The organism is Stieleria maiorica (assembly GCF_008035925.1).
GTDB lineage: Bacteria > Planctomycetota > Planctomycetia > Pirellulales > Pirellulaceae > Stieleria > Stieleria maiorica.
Genome location: NZ_CP036264.1, coordinates 251464 through 272308, shown reverse-complemented (window position 1 = coordinate 272308; position 20845 = coordinate 251464). Strand labels below are relative to the sequence as shown.

The following is a 20845-nucleotide window of genomic DNA, read 5'->3' as shown; positions in this document are numbered from 1 at the left end:
AGACGAGCGACAACGTGGGCGCCTGATGGTTTAACGTAGCCGCTGAGAAGGACGAAGGGCGTGCGGATTTCTTAGGAGAATCGGAGAATTTTCGGTCAAATAGAGCGTTTTGACCGGTCCGGCGACGCCTGGCTAGCGGCACCTAATTGACGAGCCGCCCGCGGAAATCTGGTAAGAAGATTTCGGGGGTAAGAAAATGATGGCATGCAGAGCATGCCGTACCAGTCAGGGATCCACCTTCGAGCCGAAGGCAGATCCCTCTCAACGGCGTCGATTATTCTGCCGCAGCTTAATGTTCGGGTAGTGGACGAGGCGACGAGTCCCTTCGGATGGCGCACCGCGAGGACTCCTCGCGTCGTCCACTACCGATGACCCGAATCTTAAGGCGAGACGGGAATACTAGGCCGTTTTGCTGTCGACGCTGGCGGCGACGCTGGTGTCGCTGTTTCGCAGCAATTTGGTGAACTCGTCGACACCCTCTTGTTCTTCTTCCAAGATGTTTTCCAGGAAGATCACCAGCGGGCGATTGCCCTCGGCCATTTCCAGCGCCTTGGTGTACATCTCCACGGCCTTCGATTCGAAGTCCAAGCTGTTCTGCAGGATCTCCTGCAAGTCACGCGTCTGCTTGATCTCATTGCGCGTTGCGGCGGGCACACCGCCGAGTGCGACGATCTTGTCGCCGACCAGTTTGGCGTGGCCGAACGATTCTTCGGCGTTGTCCATGAACGTCTTGGCATACACTTCGCGCCACACACCTTCCACGATGAAACTCGCTTGGGAGTACTGGGCGACACCCGTCCATTCGTGTTTGAGACATTCATTCAGTTGGGCGATGACGGCTTCGTTGTCCATTTGTATTTCTCCAGTTGGGGATTGTTGTCCATTGAATCATTCACCATAGCGCTCCAGTCGGCTCGCAGGCAACCGATATTTGAGGCAAGGTGAACCGATTTTTCGAAACTCGTTCCCGACCGACGCCTTGTTGAGAACCGTTCGAGACAGCTTGCCGGCAAGGCGGCAATTTGTTGAAATCCTTTCTCAAAAAGCCGCCCCAGAATCCCAGCGGCAAGCGTCAACGACCGCCCCGTCTTCCGGCCTTGTCCCCGGGCTCCGCCTGGGGACACACTGATTCGGAGGCTCCGCCTCGCGTGCACACACCCTGCGCGTGGCGGAGCCACGCAAACATTGCGTTGCACGGCGGAGCCATGCAACGAGGACCGCACTGTCAACGACCGCCCCGTCTTCCGGCCTTGTCCCTGGGCTCCGCCTGGGGACACACTGATTCGGAGGCTCCGCCTCGCGTGCACATACCCTGCGCGTGGCGGAGCCATGCAACGAGGACCGCACTGTCAGCGACCGGCCCATGACCTCCCCAACCCTCCATCCGCGAGTGACCAAGCAATGACCCAACCGACCGATGTTCTGGTGTGTTTGACCACGGTTGCCGATCAGCAACAGGCCCGCGCGATCGCCCAGGCATTGCTGGAGCGTCGCGTCGCCGCCTGCGTGCAGATCGATGCCCCAATCGAAAGTCATTACTGCTGGGAAGGACGCGTGTGTTGCGAACCGGAATACCGTCTGGTCATCAAGACCGCGGCCGGGCAACAGGGGCGACTCAAACAGACACTGCGCGAGCTGCATCCCTACGACGTCCCACAAATCGTGATCCTTCAAAGCGTCGACATCGATCCAGACTACGCATCGTGGGTCAACGACCAGACCTCGTAACTCGGCCGGGGCTGCAACAAACAATCAGTAAGCGTTGGTGTCTAGCGTTGAGGGACTGTCCAGCGTAGGGCGATGCTTTTCGTGGGGTACGATGGCCCTTCCGGGCCGTCGCCCGTGGGGCTCAGCGCGACGACCTAGAAAGGACGTCGTACACCCATCCACCGACCACCTCTTACCCAATTGGCCAGATCATTTGGATTCGTCGCGTTTCGCCTCCGCCCTAAGCTGGACGGTTCCTTTCAGCGATTCCCTGTCGCTGCGACGCAGCGACCCTGGGCGGCCAAAGCCTGCACACCAACACCGATCCCGCTCTTCTTACTCCAACCCTTCGATCCCCGGCGGTGGGATCAGACCGCCGCCGATGTTGCCCAGGTTGCGGGCGAAGAAGCGGGGTTCGATCAGGAATCCGACGCCCACGTTGTCTCGTCCGGTGTCGACGTTGATGTTGACCCGCAACAACATCGATTCGCCGATGCGTGTCAACCCGTACGACTGTCCGACCGAACCGGTGTTGCCGAAGTCATAGGTCATGCCGCCGGAGAAGATCCACTTTTCATTCATGCGGTAATCGTACGTGGTCCGCAGCACCGTGCTGCTGATCGGGCCTTCGAGTGACAGCAGCCCGATGTAGGTGTCACTGACACCCGGCCGGCTGGTCCGCAATCCCGCGCTGATCGATCGTAATCCGCCGTCGAAGAAGTCGATGTAGCCGTCACTCAAGATCGAATAACGGTCGCCGAGGTGATAGCGAAAATCGTACGTCGTCGGACCGACCGCTTCACCAAAGTTGTCTCGATCGGACTTGGGGAACAAGATGGTGTCGAAGTCCAGCTGCATCACATCGACGATTCGTTCGCGACCCGGCAATCCGCGTTTGGTTTGGAAACGTTGGTGCAGCCCCAACCGCAGTTGTTGCAGGTCGTCGGCGATCACGTCGCTGGGGCTGGCCACGCCGCGCTGGATCCCCTGGCGAAAGGCATACGTTCTGGGATCAAACTGACTGGGCAAACTGCCGCCGAAGGTCGTGCCGATGAAGCGTCGGCGAAACTGTTCCTGGGCGTTATCGTCCAGGCGATCGTAAAGCGGCAATTCGTCCAGATCGGTATCGCTGTCGGCGTACCAGTATTCGGCCGTCCAATCCACCTTGTGGGCCAGCCCGCGCATGTTCAGCAAACTGCTTTGGATGGTCGGATCGATGCGGACCATCGGAAAATTGAATTGAAGTCCCGCTTGGCCGAGCAATCGCGTCAGCGACTCGCCGTCGGCCGCTTCCCCGTAGTGGGCGGCTTCGACAGAGGCGACGGGACGGAAGTGGAACGGCCCCAGCGGCACGCCCATCGATAGCTCTTGCCGCGTCGATGCGACCAACCCGTCACCGGCGACTTCACCCGGCAACGGAAAGTAGTTGGCCGCTTCGGCCGGATCGATCGGTGCGTCGGCAACATTCAACTTTGAATACGACGCGTGGTTGTGCATCTGCCACGTCAATCGCTCCTGTAAAAATGTCCCGCCGAACAGATAGTGATTCAGCGCCGGCAGCCGTTCGGTTTCCTGGAAGAAATCATTGACCTGGGCATTGGCGGCCAAATCGAACAGCTGATTGTGGTGGTACTTGCGAAGCCGCAACCCGGTGACATGGTCGGGATCATTGTCCCACTCGTTCTCCAGGTACTGTTCCAGAAAATTTCGATCACTCAACCAACCCGATTGCGCGATGAATTCGTAGTCGTTGGCCAATTGTTGACGATGACGCAGCAACGCCCGACCTCGGTTTTTCGTTTCCGGCTGCAACGACAAACGGTCTCGCCCCAGCCGGTCTCGCCCGCTGTCATGGATGCCCCATACGTCCAACATGCCGCGGGTGCGGCCGGGAATGCTGAACAACCCTGGAAGATCGTATTCCAGATGCGTGCCAAACGCAGGTCCACGATCACTCAAGTAGTCCGTGGAGATTTCCCAGTCGACGCCCTTGGGCACGTTGTCGATCCCGAACAGCTGGAACACGTCCCAGTCCAGCATGACTTGGGTTCCGAAGTTGCTGTCGTTATTGATCTTGATGTCGGTGACGTAAAACACCGGGCGTTCCAGACTGGTCGAGAATTGCGGCCAGTAAAAAATGGGAATGCCTCCCAGGAACACGAAACTGTTGTTACTGCGGACAAACGGGTCTTTGTCGGCGACCAACAATCCGGTTCGCGGGTCGATCAGCGTGCGGGTCCGTTCAAAGAACTCCAACTGTTCACTCTGCAACCAGTACCGCGGCACGCCCATCCGGCTGCTGGTCACGGCGGCATCGAAGGCGCGGTAGTTTCCGCGTGCGACCTGCTGCAAGACTTCGGCTTTCAAACGCACCACGCCCTGGTATTCCGGCACCGTGGTGATCGCTTCGGCATCCAACACCATCCCGGTTTCACGGGTGACGTTATAAAACATCGAATCGGCGTAAATCACATTGTCTCCCTGCCGGAACACAATGTCGCCTTCGAGGTACAATTCGCCTTCGGCGGCCGACAGGTCGGCGGTTCCATCGAAAACGTGTGACAGGTTCGGCAACCATCCCACGACGCGGTCGGCGGAAATGGTCACCGTGCCAAAATTCATGAACCGGCCGTCGTCAAATTGGGCCGACACATCGCGGACGCGGATCGTCACACCGCCGCGCGCCAGGATGACTTGTTCGTTCGTTTCAGGACGCAGGACACTATCGATGATCGGCGGATGTGAAGCACCACGGGCGTCGATTTCGACACTCTTGCTGCCGCCACCAAAGAAGAACTGAGTTCCGCCGCTGGTCGCACCGTCTTCGAAAACCATCGGCGGCGGCGAGTCGGTCGCCAACGGTAATCCGCCCGAAGGAGCCATGGGCTGAAGGGGGGCCAAGCTGTTGGTCGGCGGAGCAAGGGTGGGCACGAGCGTCGGCGAGGGGATCGTCGACGGGTTGTCCGTGACGCCGGGATCGGGGACCGGTTGTGTGAACTGAACCTGGTTCAGCACATCGTCGTGTTGCGATGCGCCCGTCGGTGGCGTCGCACCCACGGCCTGGATCGCACCGGACGGCAGAAACTCGAAAAGAAACGGACGTTGATCCGGTTTGCCGCGGTAGTTGGGAGCCTGGAGCGAGGGGGCGTCGGTGGTCGTGCAAGTCGCCGTCCGCGGTGTCGGGTCGACGCTGCCGTCGTTGCGGCGACGGCCTTCGATGACCAGCCGATTACGCACCCGGCCGTGCGGACCATCGGACACGATCAACACGCGATCGGCTCGAATCTCCTGAGCATTGTGCCGCAGGACGCAATCACCCTCCAGTAGCGAAGCGTCGGCGCCGTCGATCTGCCAACGATAGATCGTGTTTCCGCTGGCCCGAATGGAATCGTCCGGTCCTTCGGCCAGTGAACGTTGGGCAACGAAAGAGGTCGCAATCAGCCAGATCGCCGCCAAATGCAAGCAAAACTTTGGTCCTCGCGCAGGCCCCCCGGGTGATCGCTCGGAGGGGTTCCGGGCGGTCGATGGAGGCGAATCGGCGATGGCGTCCGTGCCGGCCAAATTGCGTGTCGGGATCGGGTGCGATGAAGGGTTTTTCGACCGGCGCGTACGTTCACCGGTCGTCGATCGCGCGATCCTACGAAGTCACGGGGATCCGTCACAAGCGGAACCTGGAGAAACCGCCCTACCAGCGGGACGCGTCAACGAGCGGCCATGCCAGCGGGAAGCGTCAGCGAGCGGCCTTGCCAGCGGGAAGCGTCAGCGAGCGACCCATGCCAGCGGGAAGCGTCAGCGAGCGACCCATGCCAGCGGGAAGCGTCAGCGAGCGACCCATGCCAGCGGGAAGCGTGAGCGAGCGGCCCCACTTCACGCCACCATCACCACCCGGCCACTGGCTTACGCCACGTGCTGGCATCACCACCTGGCCACTCGCTTACGCCACGTGCTAGCAACATCACCCGGCCACTGGCTTACGCCGCGTGCTGGCATCACCACCCGGCCACTGGCTTACGCCGCGTGCTGGCATCATCACCTGGCCACTGGCTTACGCGTCGTGCTGGCATTGCTGACCGCCGCTGGCTTTCTCCACGTGCTGACAAGATCAGCGGGGCACGTAGATCCGTGACGCACCGTGCGGCGGGTGCATGCGAACGTTCAGCAGGTTGTGTGGATCGCGTGCGCCGGCTTCGATCGCCAAATTCACCGCGCTCTGCCACTGCCGCCACGTGTCCACTTCACCGGTCAGAATGGCGACCCCATCGGCGACTTCCACCTCAATTTCGTTGGAGGTGTCAAACAGTGCAAACTTGAGTTTCCGCTCCAAATCCTTCCGAATTTCCTCGTCCGCCTTCGGTTCCCATTGGGCGTTGACCGCCAGGGCGTTGTTCACATGAACCACCCCTGGAACGCCGTCGACGATCCATTCGGCCAACTCTTTCTCGAAACGACTCTCGACCAGTCCGTACAAACTGACGTGGGCTGCTTGACAGTGGATGCGGAAATCGCGTCGATCCAGATTCGGACTCCGCGCCAGAGCAGCTTGACTGAGCCGGATGATTTCGGCATCGGACGGCACGTCGCCGTCGAATCGCACGTCCAGTTCGTTGGCTACCCGCATCACTCCAACGATCCCCATCGCCAGCCGCTCCGCCTTTTCCTTGACCCTCAGTCGTCCGACTTTCCCCTCCAGCGTGACCACGCCCGATTGAACCTTGGGGCTGATCTTGTCGGCATACGGAAACACGATCGGATCATTCGAAAACGCACGGGTCAATGATTCCTGGATTGTTTGGTCGGACACGATGGCGTAGCGATCGGCGCGCCGCGTCGGGTCGAGTCGATCCGGATCGATCGTGACCTGATCGGCACTGACGCCTTTGACGCCCCAAATCTCCGCGGCCTCGATCAGATTGGCTTTTTGTGCCGCCGACCCGACCGTACCGGTAAGCTTGACGGTGGCATCCTCGACATCGACGCGGATTTGCACGTCGTCGAAATACACCGAGTTGACGATCAGGGCTTGAATCTCCTCGCGCAGCTCGTCGTCGGTCCGCGGCTTGGCAAGCGCGACGGTCAGTTGATTCTGGACATCCGTCACGCCGCGCACTCCCGCGGCTGCAGTCTCCGCGAGCCGTTTCTCGGCAAGCGAATCGACTTTCCCGGTCATCGCGACACTCCCGTTTTCGACATTCACGACGATTTCGGGACGATCCAGACTGTCGTTGACTCGCAACCGCATCAACACATCCTCGCGAATTTTATCGTCGCTGCGGGATGTCGGCTCGACGTAAATTTGGTTGATCACCCCTTGGACCGATCGAGTGCGTTTGGCGATTTCACCCGCGCGGCGTTTCTCCATCAAACTCGACACCGTTCCACTGAGCGTGACCAGCGAGTCGTTCACTTCGACGGTGATCCGGTCGGCCACCAACGACTCCGCATCGTCGAGATCCGCCTTGATCGCCGATTCCAACTCGTCGGGATCAAACTCCGACCGCTCGGCGGCGAACACCGCCGGCGGGCCGAAAAAGGGAGGACCGGACATCCACGTCATGGACGCAGCGGCCGAAAACGAGAGAGTGATAAACGCGAGCGATCGACAGTTCATGGCGAATACATTGTTGGAAGGGGTTGGGTCGGACAGTCGTCGACCTTTTCAAAGTCGGCGTGGGGCAAAACTTCGCTTTTCTCGAGCACCGAGTTCGGAGAACACGGCGACTCTCCGAACGCATCGTCAGGCCGAAAATGAAATTGCGTTCGGTGGAGCGGTTGGCCTTGTGTGGTGCTCCAAGTCAGGTGGGCATTCCGGCCGGCAACGCCGTCACCTTTTTCAGCGGCTTGTTGCAGCACGTGAATTCGACCGCCGGTGTTTCGCAGCTGCACGGCTGGGTGATATGAATCTCCAGATCACACGTTTGACATCGATACATGTCACCGGTTTTCGGCGGTTCTTCTTTGATGGGCATCTTGGATCTCCACAGAAACAATCAGGGGGTAGTGAGGCTCGTGACGTTCATCGAGAAGCGACACAGGGGTCTTCAAGCGACGCACTTTTCGTACCGTACCGGCTATCCGTGCCGCATCGGGGTTTGATTGAGGTGTTCAGCAACAACAAGCATCAGCGAGGATGCCATGTTGTCGGATTGAAACATCGTTCTTCTTCACTGCCACTTCGCGTGACGCCGGCGGCCTGTCGGTTCATCTGTCCAACTGGTCCCTCAGCGACCATGCTGTCGAAAGTTCGCCCAAACGTCGCTAGCCCCGTGAGGCGGACGTCGCGGTCCAATGCACACCGGACCGGTCGGAATGCGAATTGCGACACACTTCCACGGCTGCTCGCGTCCCCGACTTGGATGCGTCGGCGAGCCCTTCTAGAGTTTGTTTGACAGGAGACCCAACATGTTGATCGCATTCGATTCAATTCGCGGAACAAAACTCGCCGGTATCGACGATGACGTCGGCACGATCCAGGACCTTTTGATCGACACCGATGATTGGCTGTCCAGGCACATCGTCGTCGACACTGGAAAATGGCTGCCCGATCGTCGCGTATTATTGCCGCCGAGCATTTTGGGGCGGTGTGATTGGCAGCAGCGCGCGATCGCCATCGACCTTTCGCAGCAGCAAGTCAAAGAAAGCCCCCACGTCGACTCGCAAAAACCGGTGTCGCGGCAGATGGAAATGGAATTATTCAAACACTACGACGTACCGGCGTATTGGGGGCCGGCAGGCGTTTCCCTGACGACCGGGACGGCGATGAGCATGCCGCTGTCGGCGCACGTGCCCGCTGCCGAACAACAAACGATCGAAGAGGACTTGCCGCCGCTGCGGAGCGCGAAGGAAATCCTGAACTACTCGATCGAAGCAACCGACGGTGACCTCGGCCACGTCGAAGACTTGATCGTCGACGATGCGACCTGGGCGATCCGTTACGTCGTGGTCGACACCAAAAACTGGTTGCCCTCGCGCAAGGTGCTGATCGCCCCAGAATGGGTCGACGCGGTGTCATGGACCGAGACCAAGGTGCATGTCGACTTGACCCGCGATCAGATCAAAAACTCGCCCGAGTACGATCCTTTGACGCCGATCAATCGCGGCTACGAAGAACACCTGTATGACTACTACGGAAAAGAACGGTACTGGTTGCCGTGATGCGATCGGCGAGTTTTTTGGACGACAGCCTGGTTGAATGACTGGGTGGAACGACGTCCTTTCCCGGTCGTCACTTGGGAGTCGTCTGGACGACCGCCCGGAAGGGCCATCGTACACACCCGTCACGCATTCACATCGACCACGATGCGGCCTTTGACTTGCCCGGCCAGAATTTGTGCTCCCAACGAGGGCACGACGGCCAGATTGGCCTGCTGAATCATCGCGTTAAGTTTCTCCAGCGGCAGATCGGTGGCGAGTCGTTTCCAGGCGGTCACGCGTCGCTCGTACGGTTGCATCACGCTGTCGATCCCCAGCAAGTTGACTCCTCGCAACAGGAACGGAATCACATTGGCGGGGACCTTTGCGCCACCGGCAAGGCCGACCGCCGCGACCGACCCGCCGCGTTTGAGTTGCCCGAGCACCCGTGCCAACATTTCGCCGCCGACGGCATCGACACATCCCGCCCAGGTTTCGGATTCCAACGGCTTTTTGGAAACGGTATCGATCTCTTGCCGCGCGACGATTCGCGTCGCGCCGAGCGACTTCAAGTAGTCCGCCGCCCCCGGTCGCCCCGTCACCGCAGCGACGTCGTATCCGAGCTGACTGAGGACCGCCGTCGCGATCGAACCGACGCCCCCGGCCGCTCCGGTGACAAGTACTTCGCCCTGGTCGGGTTTGAGACCATGGTCTTCCAGTGCCAACACGGCCAGCATCGCGGCAAAGCCGGCGGTCCCGATCGCCATCGCCTGGCGTGTGGTCAGTCCCTCGGGCAGTGGCACCAACCAATCCGCATTGACGCGTGCTTTTTCAGCGTAGCCGCCCCAATGCGTTTCACCGACGCGCCAACCGGTCAGCACGACCTGATCACCGGGCTTGTAGCGCGGGTCGCTGGACGATTCGACCGTCCCGGCAAAGTCGATCCCCGGCACATGGGGATAGGTGCGAACCAATCCTCCGTCGGCCCGCATGCACAGCCCATCCTTGTAGTTGACGGTGCTGTACTGGACCGCGACGGTCACGTTACCGTCGGGCAATTGGTCCTCGGACAGCGCTTGTACTGCGGCGGAGACTTCCGACGGGCCTGTTTTTTCGACGACAAGGGCTCTGAATGTCATGGGCTTCCTTCTTCAATTGAATCTATCAAGGATAGTTTGGCCGGAGGACTATTCCGGCCAACCCTGCTCCAGCACTCGCTTCATCGCGCCGAGCGTCTCCTTGCTGACGTGATGCTCGATGCCTTCGCTGTCGATGGCGGCCGTCTGGTCGCTGACGCCCAACTTTTTGAGAAACGCTTCGACGACCTCGTGACGGCGACGTGATTGCGACGCCAACCGACTGCCCGCCGACGTTAATTCCACCGGTTGATAGGGCGCCGTGGTCACCAAACCGTCTCGCTCCAGACGCTTGATCGTGTTGTTGACCGTCGCGTGCGTCACCGCAAAGTGCTTGACCAAATCGACCGCGCGGCAGACGCCGTGCTGGTCGATCGCATCGGCGATCGCCTCCACGTAGTCCTCTGCGACTTCGCTGGCGTGATCCGACCGAGTTCGTTGATGAATCTTACTGGGCAATTTCGCGACCGTCCCGTGGAAATGAGGGTTGGGGATCGTCCCCTGACTTGAATTGCGTGCGCAATAGGATACCCCCAGCGATCGGAATTCTTACCGCGGCCCTTGCGTCGATTACAAAGAAACTTTATTTTGACGACCAACCCAAACTTAGTCCCGGCTAACTTAAGGTCGGAAAGGGCGGAGATTCGTTCAGGAAACGCGGACTGTCCGGCGCGATGCCGGCCCCCCTCGTACAACATCTGAATATCAGCCGACCCCAAAACTTAGCCGAGGCTAAGTCCATTTCATCACCCACAACTGGGAGTCAGAATTGAATACCCCGCCCACTGAGGACCGCCGCGGTCCCGAGTCGCCCGCCGGATGCCGCTCCAACCACCCCCGCGGATTCACCTTGATCGAACTGCTGGTCGCGATCTCGATCATCGGCGTGATGGTGTCGCTGCTGCTGCCGGCCGTGCAAGCGTCTCGCGAGGCGGCGCGGCGGATGTCCTGCAGCAACAACTTGCGGCAAGTCGGACTGGCGACCCAGAATTACCATTCGGCGTTTCGCCAGTTTCCGCCCGGCTATGTTTCACACCCCACGACCAACGGCTCCGCGCCGACGGTGGTCCACATGGATCCGTTGACCTGGGACGCCGGACCGGGTTGGGGATGGGGGTCGGCATTGCTGCCGTTTGCCGAAGGCAATTCGGTATTTGAGAGTCTGCGGATGGAGCAACCGGTCTGGTCACCCGACAATGCCGACGCGATTTCGTCGACGATTCCGATGTTCCTGTGCCCGAGCACGACCGGCGGCGACGAACCGTTTGTCGTTCTCAACGAGTCCGGCGATCCGCTGATGGTGCACGGGCGTGAAATCACACTCGGCCGCAGCCATTACGTTGCCAGCCACGGTCAGGAGAGCTGCTGGGGCGAGTGCGGATCGGCGGCGACCGGCGAAGTGTTCACGAACATCTACACCGGCCAAACGAAGATCGTTGCGATCAACGGCGATGCCGGGCAGGTTGCCGACGGACCGTTCTTTCGCAACTCCAAGACAAAATTCCGAGACGTATTGGACGGGCTGAGCAGCACGATCTTTTTCGGCGAGCACAGTTCGGCGTTGAGTGAAAAAACGTGGGTCGGCGTGGTCCCCGGCGCGTTCACGCACCCCCAATTCTCGTCTCCGGAAAACGGCCCCGACGCGGCCGCAACGCTCACGCTGGTTCACGCCGGCCCCTCCGGCGGCGAGCTGGATATCACCGGCAACCCGATCATTCACCCGATCAATTTCCCCACCTATCACGTCGGGCAAATGTATTCGCAGCACCCCGGGGGCGGCTATGTGGTGATGGGCGACGGATCGGTCCAGTTCATCACGAACTTCATCGATCTATTGATCTGGGCCGAGCTATCGAGCATGCGTGAAAACGAAGTCATCGACTGGGATCGACTGTGATGAAATCAAATCGAGAGAAAAACAAGCCGTCGTCGGGCGGCCGCAACCTTGGCGTGGTTCTGGCGGTGATCGCCTGCGCCGTGTCGATCTGGTATTTCAGCCGGTCGCCGGTCGCGCTCGATGGCGACGGTTATGACCTGACGGTCGCCCTGTACCGCGTTTGCAACCAGCGTGACACAGACGGGTTGAACCAGATCGCGGGCCGGTTGCAAGAGATGAATCCGCCGCAATCGCAGCAAGATGCGTTAAAGGATATCGTGGACGACGCCCAACAGGGCAACTGGCGGGCCGCGATGACCGCCTGCCGCAGCCTGTTGGACGACCAAGTGCGGCGCTAAATCGCTGGACCGCGACGTAGCGACGCTCGCCAGAGCGTGGAAACCCCGGGGATCCACCTTCTGGCGAAGGTAGCTACGCTGGACTGGCGATTCACGATGTTTCTTGTGCAAAGCGGCGCTGTCCAGCTAGACCCTGCGGATAAACTCTTCGGCATACGAGCGGACTTCGCGACCGTTGAGCACATGAACCATCCGCAACTGTTGGACCTGTTCGTCGCTGAACGAGCTGAGCGGGACGTGCACGAGCGTTTTTTTGTAGTGGCGGGCCAGTTTGCGCCAGCCGCCGCCGGGCGGCAACGCGCTCAACAACGCGACCTGGCGACCGCCGGCGTGCAGACACGCCGCGGCGATCAACCGTTCCTCGAGCGTTTCGGTGAAATCGATCCGCGGGTCGCCCCAAATGTCGGGGATCATCACCGGCGGATACAAGAACATCGCCCCGCCATAGCGGCTGAGCCCGATGCCGGGGCCGACCATTTCGTCGGCGAAACTGGTGGCATAAAACGCCAGCGTTGATTCCTCTTTGTGTTCGGCAAACCACGTCGTCCGCCACGGGTAATCGCGTGGATCCGAGGGTGAATCAAACAGCATCACACAGGCATCCAAGGTCCCGCGGCTGGGCGGGATGACTTTCACGTAGATCTGGCGGTCGTACCAATGCCGCAGCGTGTCGCGGATGTCGATCCCGTCCTTAACACTGGTGGTGAATTTTTCGGTGCGTGCCAGATCATTGCCGACGATCGCTTTGGCCCGATCAAAGACGCGCGTCCGAAAGTTCTCGATCCGTTCGTCTTCGGGCGGATAACTGCACTGCGTGTACGGATTCCACTGGTACTTCCAACGGCTCTTTTCCGGCGACGACGGTTTGCGTTTCAGCTGGAGGGTGCGCCAACAGATCGGGGGACCGGGCAAACGGTTGACCATCGAAATCAATTCGCCGTCGGGCAGACGGGCTTGATCGATCCCCAGTTTGACCTCCTCCAAATCGGTCGGGATGGTCGATGCGTCTTCGGGTCGATTGGCATAGGAGTACTGGTTGGCCAGTTGGGCCACATGCAGCGCGTACTGGTCGCCCATGATCTGCTGTGCGGCCGTGACGATCGTGATCAGATCGGGTGTCATCCGCCGCGACATCAAAGAAAGATTGCGGATGTACTGCAGGCACTTTGACAGGTGCAACGGAGTGATCCGCCGGGCGAACTGTTTCAATTCGCCGCGGTAGCTGGTCCGCGCCGCGATCAACAGTTCTTTCACGCCATCGATTTGCAGATCTTCGTCCTCCTCCAGTTCACGGCGGGCGCGTTCGTACAGTCCGGTGATGTAGGGCAATTCGCCGAACAGAAACATCAGCGTCCGCGGATCGATCGCGTAACGCTCGGGTTCGCGGACGGGATCATGTTCGGGGAAATCGAAGGGCTTGGACGATTCGCTCTTGCTGGCCGCCTGGGACGAAAATGATTCCGTATAAGCTTCGCGAATCCATGGCCAATTCAACACGCTGGTCACGAACAGGATTCGGTCATAGCGTTTTTCAAGCTCCGCCAGACGGTAAGCCATGTGCACGATCCGCGACCGCGTCTGTCGGTCAGGCGGCCGTGGCAAACTGGGCAGCACCGCCGCGGCGAACCGCTCGGCGGTGACGTGGCGAACGGCATAGGGATCGGGCATGACCGAGGAAAACGGCAGGAACGGATCCGTTTCCAAATCCACGTAGGCCCGCGGGATGTGTTCGCCCATCGCCGCGCGGATCGCCATGATCACCGGCTGACAGGGATCGATCGGAACGTAGCTGGCGGGATCCGCATCGGCATCATCGCCCTCGCCGTGTTCTTCCGTTCCGGCGTCGTAGGGAGCAAAGCCGGATGCGAAATCGGGGCGAGTGAACCCGGCACCGGGTTTCTGAATCACGATCGACGGTCGTGGCAGATCCAGGATCGCCGCCTCGGTGCATTCGCGAAACGACTCGGGAAGCGGAACGGCGACGCAATCAAAGTCCTGTTCCAACATCCAGCGGCGGACCATCACTGCGAACTGACCGCTGCCATGGATCACCGGCAAGACGGCGATCGATTCCCCCAACCGAAGGAGTGCGGGCGGGTGGAATTGGGGTTCACTTTCTAGGTTCATAAAAACAGGGCTTGCGGATCCTCAATGCGACGAATATCATCCCCGCTCCAGTGTTGCGAGCGAATTATCACCGCAATGGCTGCACGGATTCGTGCCGCGGTGCACGCAACTTGGCGCATTTGGCCTGCGATTGCTGGCCAGTCTAACAGTTATTTTTGGAAACGCAGGTGTTCATTCCCACCTGCGTTTTCTTTTTTGACGGGCAGGTCCTTAATCTGCACCGAATCTTTCTGCCATCCCTCGGTTGATTTCCGCTGGCGGCAATCTTTCCAGCCCCAGACCGCGATAGCGGCACCGGCCAGTTCGACGTATTCTATCCGCTGCGCGACTGTCACGGAGCCAAGCAAATTCCCCCCGTTCGCTCGCGGATTGAAGTTTCGGTTCTCGCTTCACGAAAGCCCCCTCGTCGATGGATGACAACGGTTTTCATACGAATCGAGAAAGGCGGCCGATCAGTTCACTCCGACGACGACTGCTGCCCCTGCGTTTCAGTCACCTGACAAGTCCTTTTCGAAACGAGGTGATAGCTGTGAATAGGTGGAGACTTGGTTTGGCGATCGCGATGCTCGCGTCGCTGTTTGCGCTGGCGCCGTCGGGTGCCGCACTGGCTCAAGAGGCGACGGACGCCGCCGCGTCGCCGGCGGGCCTGACCGATGGGCAAATCGACGGCGGCGCACTGGCCGCCCACAACGCCTGGATGCTGGTCTGCTGTGCCCTGGTCCTGTTCATGACCGCGCCCGGATTGGCGATGTTTTACGGCGGCCTGGTGCGCCGCAAAAACGTGCTCAGCGTGATGATGCAGTGCATCTTCTTGATGGGACTGATGACGATGATCTGGGCGACGTACGGATACTCGTTGGCCTTCGGCGGCAGCGGCGGCTGGGTCGGCAACGGCGACTACCTGTTCATGAACGGCGTGCAACGGGAATGGAGCGACATCGCCGGTGAACCGGTCACCCCGATGGAAGGAAGTATTCCCCGGCTGACGCACATGCTGTTTCAAGGCATGTTCTTCATCATCACCCCGGCGCTGATCTGCGGCGCCTTTGCCGAACGCATGAAGTTCAGCGCGATGGTGATCTATTCGATCCTGTGGGGCACGTTGATCTATTGTCCGCTTTGTCACTGGGTCTGGGACAGCGGTCCGTTGTCCTACGGCGAAGACAGCATCATGGGAGGTGCGCTCGATTTCGCCGGCGGCACGGTGGTTCACATTTCCAGCGGCGTCTCGGCGTTGGTCGCGGCCATCTTGATCGGGCCGCGAATGGGATTCCCCAACGAGCCCTTCCAACCCCACAACCTGACCTACACGGCCCTGGGCGCGGCGATGTTGTGGGTCGGCTGGTTCGGTTTCAACGCCGGCAGCGAATTGCTGTGCGACGGCATCACCAGCAGCGCGTTCGCCGTGACACACTTTTCGGCCGCCGCCGGCGCGGTCGCCTGGGCGATGACCGAATGGATCGTGCTGGGCAAACCGACCGTGTTGGGCGCCAGCAGTGGTGCGGTGGCCGGTTTGGTGTGCATCACCCCGGCCGCCGGATTTGTTCAACCGATGCCGGCCCTGATCATGGGCCTGGCCGCCGGAGTCGTGTGCTACTTGGCATGCAGCAAACTCAAGCACACGCTGAAGTATGACGACGCGTTGGACGCGTTCGGCGTTCACGGCGTCGGCGGCACGCTTGGCGCCGTCTTGACCGGGGTATTCGCCAGCCGAGCCTGCTGGGACGTGACCGGCAACGGGACCAAGATCGGATTGCTGGAATCGGGCAATCCGGCGCTGTTGATCGGCCAGATCGTCGCGGTCCTGATCACGTTTGCGTTTGCGGCCGTCGGAAGCCTGGTGCTGCTGAAACTGATCGACGTCGTTATCGGGCTGCGAGTCCCCGCCGAGAGCGAACAACGCGGATTGGACATCACCGATCACGGTGAAGAGGGTTACATGTTCGCATAGCGTGGACGACCGGAAAGAGCATGCCGATCGCGGCGGTGACCAACAGGGTGGCCGCCGCGATTTGCTGCGCCGACCCCACGCCGTCATGCTGCCCGCCCGCGCTGATTGATTCGGCCACGCTGCCCCACAAGAACGACCCCGTGGACATCGACAGCGCCATCGCCGTCAAATAGCAACTCATGCCGCGGGCCCGCATCCGACCGGGTAGGGTGATTTGCGCAGCCGTGTTGAGCGTCGTCAGCGTGACCATCCAGCCACAGCCCATCACCAGTGTCGCCACTACCACGACGCCCCGATGGGTCGACGACCCCATCAACGCCAACCCGCCGGCGAACGCCAGCATGGCCAGCGCGATCGTCGCATCGCCTCCCAAACGACGCTGCAACAGCGGCAGAAAACGCGCCGCGACGAGCGCCCCACCACCGACACAGGTCACCAAGATCCCGAATCCGTCGGCACCCCAATCGAGTCGCTGACGGGCCACCAGCGGCAACAACCCCCATAGCGCACTGGCCGGTACGATGAACAGACACAATCGTATCAGCACATGTCGCATCGCATGATTGCGGTACACGTATCGAAGTCCCTGGTATAGCGACAACCGATAGGACAAACCGCGTGTCGATTCGCTCCTCTGACGTCGCCACAGCAACAACACCACGATCACCCCGGCAAACGAAACGGCATTGAAGGAGAACGCGATCCAGGCGCCCGCAATCGCCACCAACGCCCCGGCGATCGCCGGCCCGGCCGAACGCGCGAGGTTAAAATTGATGCTGCCCAGCGCGATCGCACGCGACAATTGCGCTCTGGGGACAAGCTCGGGAATCGACGCCTGCCAGGTGGGGACATGCAAAGTCAGCCCCAGCCCGATCAAAAACGTCAGCCCCAACAACAGCCAACTGGTCATCACCCCGGCGGCGGTCAGCGCGGCCAGACTTGCCGCGGTCAACAGCATCAACACCTGCGTCGCCAGCAACAGCCCGCGACGGTCCACCCGATCGGCCAGCACACCGGCCGGAATCGCCAACAACACGATCGGCGTCGCCATCGCCGTCCGCACCGCCGAGACCATTTGCGGCGAAGCGTCCAACTCGGTCATCAACCAGCCCGCCCCGATCTCGTGCATCCACGTGCCGAGATTGGAAACGAACGACGCGATCCAAAACGATCGATACACCGGATTGCGCAGCGGCATCCACGGTGACCCGTCGTCCCCGGATCGTTCGACCGCGGCGGACGCATCTCCCCGACCGCTCTCGGGAAACGCGCCGATCGCAGGCGGAGACGTTTCACTGTCGGCGATCGCCGGGTAAGCTCCCGAAGAGTTGCTCGATTCGTTTTGCACGTTTTCCATCACTACACCATCGCAGCAGATCAAATCTCGCAACAGGGGGCCGCGGCGAACGCGCCAAGCCACCGTCTCCGTCTTTTCCCTCCTCGTTCCTGGGTTCCGCCTGGGAACGGAAGTTTCCCGGAGGCTCCGCCTCCGGTCGCACATCCCCAGCCCTTCTCCCCCGCAAGGCCGGGGAAAAGGGAGCCTTCGTGAGCTGCAGAGCCACCGCATGCCCCGCTATGACTGGATCATCTTTGACTTCACCGGCACGTTGATGACCCCGGATCCCGAACCGGCTGAAGCGTACTACTCGGCCGCCAAGGCGTCGGGAAGTGAACATTCGCTCGAACAGATTCGCGACCAGCTGAAAGCCGCGATGAAACGCCATTTTTTTGAAGCGGACATCGACCAGCCGACCGACGAAGCGGGGGAGCTCCGACGTTGGCGACGGATCGTTGCCGACGCCATCCCGGACTTGCCCGACGAGTCGGCCGACAAGGTTTTTGACTCGCTTTGGCACCACTTCGCGACGGCCGAAACCTGGCGGTTGTACGACGACGTGCCGCCCACGATCGGTCGGCTCAGGTCCAAGGGCTATGCGATCGCCGTGGCGTCGAACTTCGACCGTCGCCTGACGATGATCTTGGGCGACATGGGGCTGAAGGATCAATTCGATGAGGTTTTGATCAGCAGCCAGCTCGGTTGGTCCAAACCAAGCACCCGGTTTTACGACGCCGCCGTCGCCCGGCTGGGTGCCGCGCAACTGCGTGCCAAGGGATCGCGTGCCAAGGGATCGGGCGCCGCTGCATGGGACGCCACCGATCGGTCGCGACTACTGATGATCGGCGACACCAAGCGGGGCGATGTCGATGCGGCGCGGCAAGCCGGATTGGACGCCCGATTGCTGGTCCGCGGCGGTGAAACGGCGTTGGCGGAACTGACCGCCGACCTGTAGCAGGCGATCCACCGCTCATTTTCCTCCGTGGCTCAGTCCTTTGCGGCCCAAGACTCGTTCCCTACTGTGTTGCGTCTTTTCGCGCTTTGGCGTCTTCCAGCCAACGACGCAGCGCCGCGGTATCGCCCATGAACAGCATCGATCGGAGCGACGCAAGTGTTTCCCAAAAAAGATCGAGTTGGTCGAGGATAGCCTCCCGATTCTGTTCGCAGATCGCCGTCCACATCGCCGGGTCTCCCGAGGCGACACGGGTCATGTCTTTCCATCCGCTGCCGACCAGCGGCATACATTCCTCGTCCAGCAGGCTGGCGAGAATCGAGGACACCAGGTGTGGCACGTGACTGACCGCGGCCAGGCGTTGATCGTGTTCGGTCGGCGACATCGAAACGACTCGCCCACCGGTCTGCAACCAGAACGACTTGGACCGGTCCAGCGATTCCGGCGCCGTCGTCTCGCTGGGAGTCAGGACCACCAACTTGTCATCCAACAAGGTCGCGCTGGCGTTTTCGACGCCGGTCTTTTCGCTGCCCGCGATCGGATGGGCGGCCACGAACTTCGCGGCCGCCGACGGTGATCGGGCTGTGATCTCGGCAACAATTTCGGCTTTGGTGCTGCCGACGTCGGTGATCAACGCAGTTTCGGCCAGCACCGCATCGGCCTCGATCGCCAAACCCACGATCTTGTCGACCGGCGAAGCGATCACGACGACATCGCTGCCCTCGGATGCGCGTGCAATGTCCGTGAACCCTTCGTCCACCGCACCGGCTTGAACCGCGGCGCGGCAACTCGATTCACGTCGGCTGTAGCCGACCACATGAACCCCGCTCCGCCGCAGCGACATGCCGACGCTGCCGCCCAGCAAGCCGACGCCGAGGATCGAGACACGATTGAGCCACGCGGGTTTTTCGGGAAGCGTCTGCATCTCAGCCAAGATCCGGCAATTGGTGACCCATCTTTTCGCGTTTGGTTTCCAAGTACCCCTTGTTGTGCTTGTTGACCGGAGGCACGATCGGCACTTGGTCGACAAGCTTCAAATCATAGCCGCGCAGGTTGAACGCTTGTTGCTTCTTGGGATTATTGGTCAACAAACGGACGTCGCTGATCCCAAGGTCCTTCAAGATCTGCAAGCCGACGCCGTAGTCGCGCATGTCAGCTTTGAATCCCAACGCGTGGTTCGCTTCGACCGTGTCCATGCCCTGGTCTTGCAAGGCGTAGGCTTTGATCTTTTGCGCCAACCCGATCCCACGCCCTTCCTGGGGCAAGTAGACGAGGGCGCCGCGACCTTCGGCGGCGATCATTTCGAGCGCCATCTGCAACTGGTCCCCACAATCACATCGAAGCGACGAAATCAGATCGCCGGTAAAACAACTGCTGTGCATTCGGACCAGCGGCGGTGTGACCCCGTTGCCTTGCTCGGACAGGTCGCCCAGCGTCAACGCGATCGGCTCCTGGGATTCAAAGTCCACCGAATAAACGATGATTTGGAAATCGCCATACTTGGTCGGCAACGTCGCTTGGGCGGCGCGGTTGACCAGTTTTTCGCTCACCCGCCGGTGTGCGATCAGTTGCTCGATGCTGATGATCTTCAGCGAGTTGGCCTTGGCCACGGCGATCAGTTCGTCACGGCTGGCGCGGTCACCGGATTCGTTCAAGATTTCGCACAGCACACCGGCGGGCTGCAATCCGGCCATCCGTGCCAAATCGACCGCCGCTTCGGTGTGGCCGGCACGACGCAGCACGCCGCCCTTTTTGGCGATCAACGGATAAACGTGTCCGGGGCGAACGAAGTCTTCAACGCGGCAATCCGGAGACGCCATTCGCAGGATCGTTTCGCTGCGTTCGGCGGCCGTGATCCCCGTCCGCGCCGTCGCGATGTCGATCGGCGTGACGAAGGCGGTCCGCAGCGGTGCATTGTTGTCGGGCACGACCGGCGTCAGCTCCAACTTTTTCCCGACCTCCGGCAGGATCGAAACGCACAATTGACCGCGGCCGCCGAGCATGAAGTTGATCGTTTCGGGAGTCGCCTTCTCCGCGGCACAGATGAAGTCACCCTCGTTTTCGCGATCCTCCGCGTCGACGACGATCACCACCTCCCCTCGCCGAATGGCCTCGACGGCGGCAGGAATGGTATCCAATGAGAGGTCTTCGCCGGAGAGCGAATCGTTGCTTGGCATCGTCTGACTTGGGGTATTCTGTAGGTCGGATGGGGAAGCGGTTGCGGGCGACAGTCGGGTTTCGGGTCACCCTCCCATCGGGAGGGCAAGAGCGCA

General features: G+C 60.7%; 17 protein-coding genes. 6 read left to right on the top strand and 11 right to left on the bottom strand.

Going from position 1 to position 20845, the window contains the following annotated elements; genetic code table 11:
- Positions 1-399: 399 nt before the first annotated feature.
- Complete coding sequence (locus tag Mal15_RS00915; RefSeq protein WP_147866023.1) at positions 400-852, bottom strand: ferritin-like domain-containing protein; 453 nt, start codon at positions 850-852, stop codon at positions 400-402.
- Positions 853-1401: 549 nt separating this feature from the next.
- On the opposite strand from Mal15_RS00915, the gene cutA reads away from it, so the two are divergent.
- The gene (gene cutA, locus Mal15_RS00910; protein WP_147866022.1) at positions 1402-1728 is read left to right on the top strand and encodes a divalent-cation tolerance protein CutA; all 327 of its coding nucleotides are present in this window, start codon (positions 1402-1404) and stop codon (positions 1726-1728) included.
- Positions 1729-2043: 315 nt separating this feature from the next.
- Here cutA and Mal15_RS00905 read toward each other — a convergent pair whose 3' ends face one another.
- From Mal15_RS00905 to Mal15_RS33860, 3 genes are all read right to left on the bottom strand, one after another.
- Positions 2044-5169, bottom strand: coding sequence for an LPS-assembly protein LptD (locus tag Mal15_RS00905; protein WP_147866021.1), 3126 nt, complete (start codon positions 5167-5169; stop codon positions 2044-2046).
- 640 nt (positions 5170-5809) lie between these two features.
- Positions 5810-7315, bottom strand: a complete 1506-nt coding sequence (locus Mal15_RS00900) for a BON domain-containing protein (RefSeq protein ID WP_147866020.1) — start codon at positions 7313-7315, stop codon at positions 5810-5812.
- Between the two features lie 184 nt (positions 7316-7499).
- Positions 7500-7673: a hypothetical protein gene (locus Mal15_RS33860; protein ID WP_167546554.1), complete on the bottom strand. Its 174-nt coding sequence runs from the start codon at positions 7671-7673 to the stop codon at positions 7500-7502.
- A gap of 433 nt (positions 7674-8106) precedes the next feature.
- Here Mal15_RS33860 and Mal15_RS00895 point away from each other — a divergent pair, with 433 nt between their 5' ends.
- The gene (locus Mal15_RS00895) at positions 8107-8859 is read left to right on the top strand and encodes a PRC-barrel domain-containing protein (RefSeq protein WP_147866019.1); all 753 of its coding nucleotides are present in this window, start codon (positions 8107-8109) and stop codon (positions 8857-8859) included.
- Between the two features lie 122 nt (positions 8860-8981).
- Here the strand turns inward: Mal15_RS00895 and Mal15_RS00890 are convergent, their stop codons facing one another.
- Positions 8982-9974, bottom strand: coding sequence for an MDR family oxidoreductase (locus Mal15_RS00890; RefSeq protein ID WP_147866018.1), 993 nt, complete (start codon positions 9972-9974; stop codon positions 8982-8984).
- A 48-nt stretch (positions 9975-10022) separates the two neighbouring features.
- The gene (gene mntR, locus Mal15_RS00885; RefSeq protein WP_147866017.1) at positions 10023-10430 is read right to left on the bottom strand and encodes a manganese-binding transcriptional regulator MntR; all 408 of its coding nucleotides are present in this window, start codon (positions 10428-10430) and stop codon (positions 10023-10025) included.
- Between the two features lie 391 nt (positions 10431-10821).
- Here mntR and Mal15_RS00880 point away from each other — a divergent pair, with 391 nt between their 5' ends.
- Positions 10822-11868 (top strand): DUF1559 domain-containing protein, encoded by a 1047-nt coding sequence (locus tag Mal15_RS00880; RefSeq protein ID WP_233903506.1) that lies wholly within the window; start codon positions 10822-10824, stop codon positions 11866-11868.
- Positions 11868-12206 carry a hypothetical protein gene (locus Mal15_RS00875; protein ID WP_147866015.1) on the top strand — a complete coding sequence of 113 codons (339 nt, stop codon included), beginning with the start codon at positions 11868-11870 and terminating at the stop codon, positions 12204-12206. Before Mal15_RS00880 ends, Mal15_RS00875 begins: the two co-directional genes overlap by 1 nt.
- Before the next feature lie 126 nt (positions 12207-12332).
- Here Mal15_RS00875 and Mal15_RS00870 read toward each other — a convergent pair whose 3' ends face one another.
- Both Mal15_RS00870 and Mal15_RS00865 read right to left on the bottom strand, forming a co-directional pair.
- Entirely contained in the window at positions 12333-14333 is a 2001-nt protein-coding gene (locus Mal15_RS00870; RefSeq protein ID WP_147866014.1) for a hypothetical protein, read from the bottom strand.
- 149 nt (positions 14334-14482) lie between these two features.
- Positions 14483-14668 carry a hypothetical protein gene (locus Mal15_RS00865; RefSeq protein ID WP_147866013.1) on the bottom strand — a complete coding sequence of 62 codons (186 nt, stop codon included), beginning with the start codon at positions 14666-14668 and terminating at the stop codon, positions 14483-14485.
- Between the two features lie 227 nt (positions 14669-14895).
- On the opposite strand from Mal15_RS00865, the gene Mal15_RS00860 reads away from it, so the two are divergent.
- Positions 14896-16284, top strand: a complete 1389-nt coding sequence (locus Mal15_RS00860) for an ammonium transporter (RefSeq protein WP_147871786.1) — start codon at positions 14896-14898, stop codon at positions 16282-16284.
- Here the strand turns inward: Mal15_RS00860 and Mal15_RS00855 are convergent.
- Entirely contained in the window at positions 16247-17641 is a 1395-nt protein-coding gene (locus Mal15_RS00855) for an MFS transporter (RefSeq protein ID WP_233903214.1), read from the bottom strand. The two genes, Mal15_RS00860 and Mal15_RS00855, sit on opposite strands and share 38 nt — an antisense overlap.
- Before the next feature lie 208 nt (positions 17642-17849).
- Here Mal15_RS00855 and Mal15_RS00850 point away from each other — a divergent pair, with 208 nt between their 5' ends.
- On the top strand, positions 17850-18575 hold the full coding sequence (locus tag Mal15_RS00850; RefSeq protein ID WP_147866012.1) for an HAD family hydrolase: 726 nt from the start codon (positions 17850-17852) through the stop codon (positions 18573-18575).
- A gap of 61 nt (positions 18576-18636) precedes the next feature.
- Here the strand turns inward: Mal15_RS00850 and Mal15_RS00845 are convergent, their stop codons facing one another.
- A complete protein-coding gene (locus Mal15_RS00845) occupies positions 18637-19497 on the bottom strand; it encodes a prephenate dehydrogenase (protein WP_147866011.1) in 861 nt (286 codons plus the stop codon).
- Position 19498: 1 nt separating this feature from the next.
- Entirely contained in the window at positions 19499-20749 is a 1251-nt protein-coding gene (gene ribA, locus Mal15_RS00840; protein ID WP_147866010.1) for a GTP cyclohydrolase II, read from the bottom strand.
- Positions 20750-20845 lie beyond the last annotated feature (96 nt).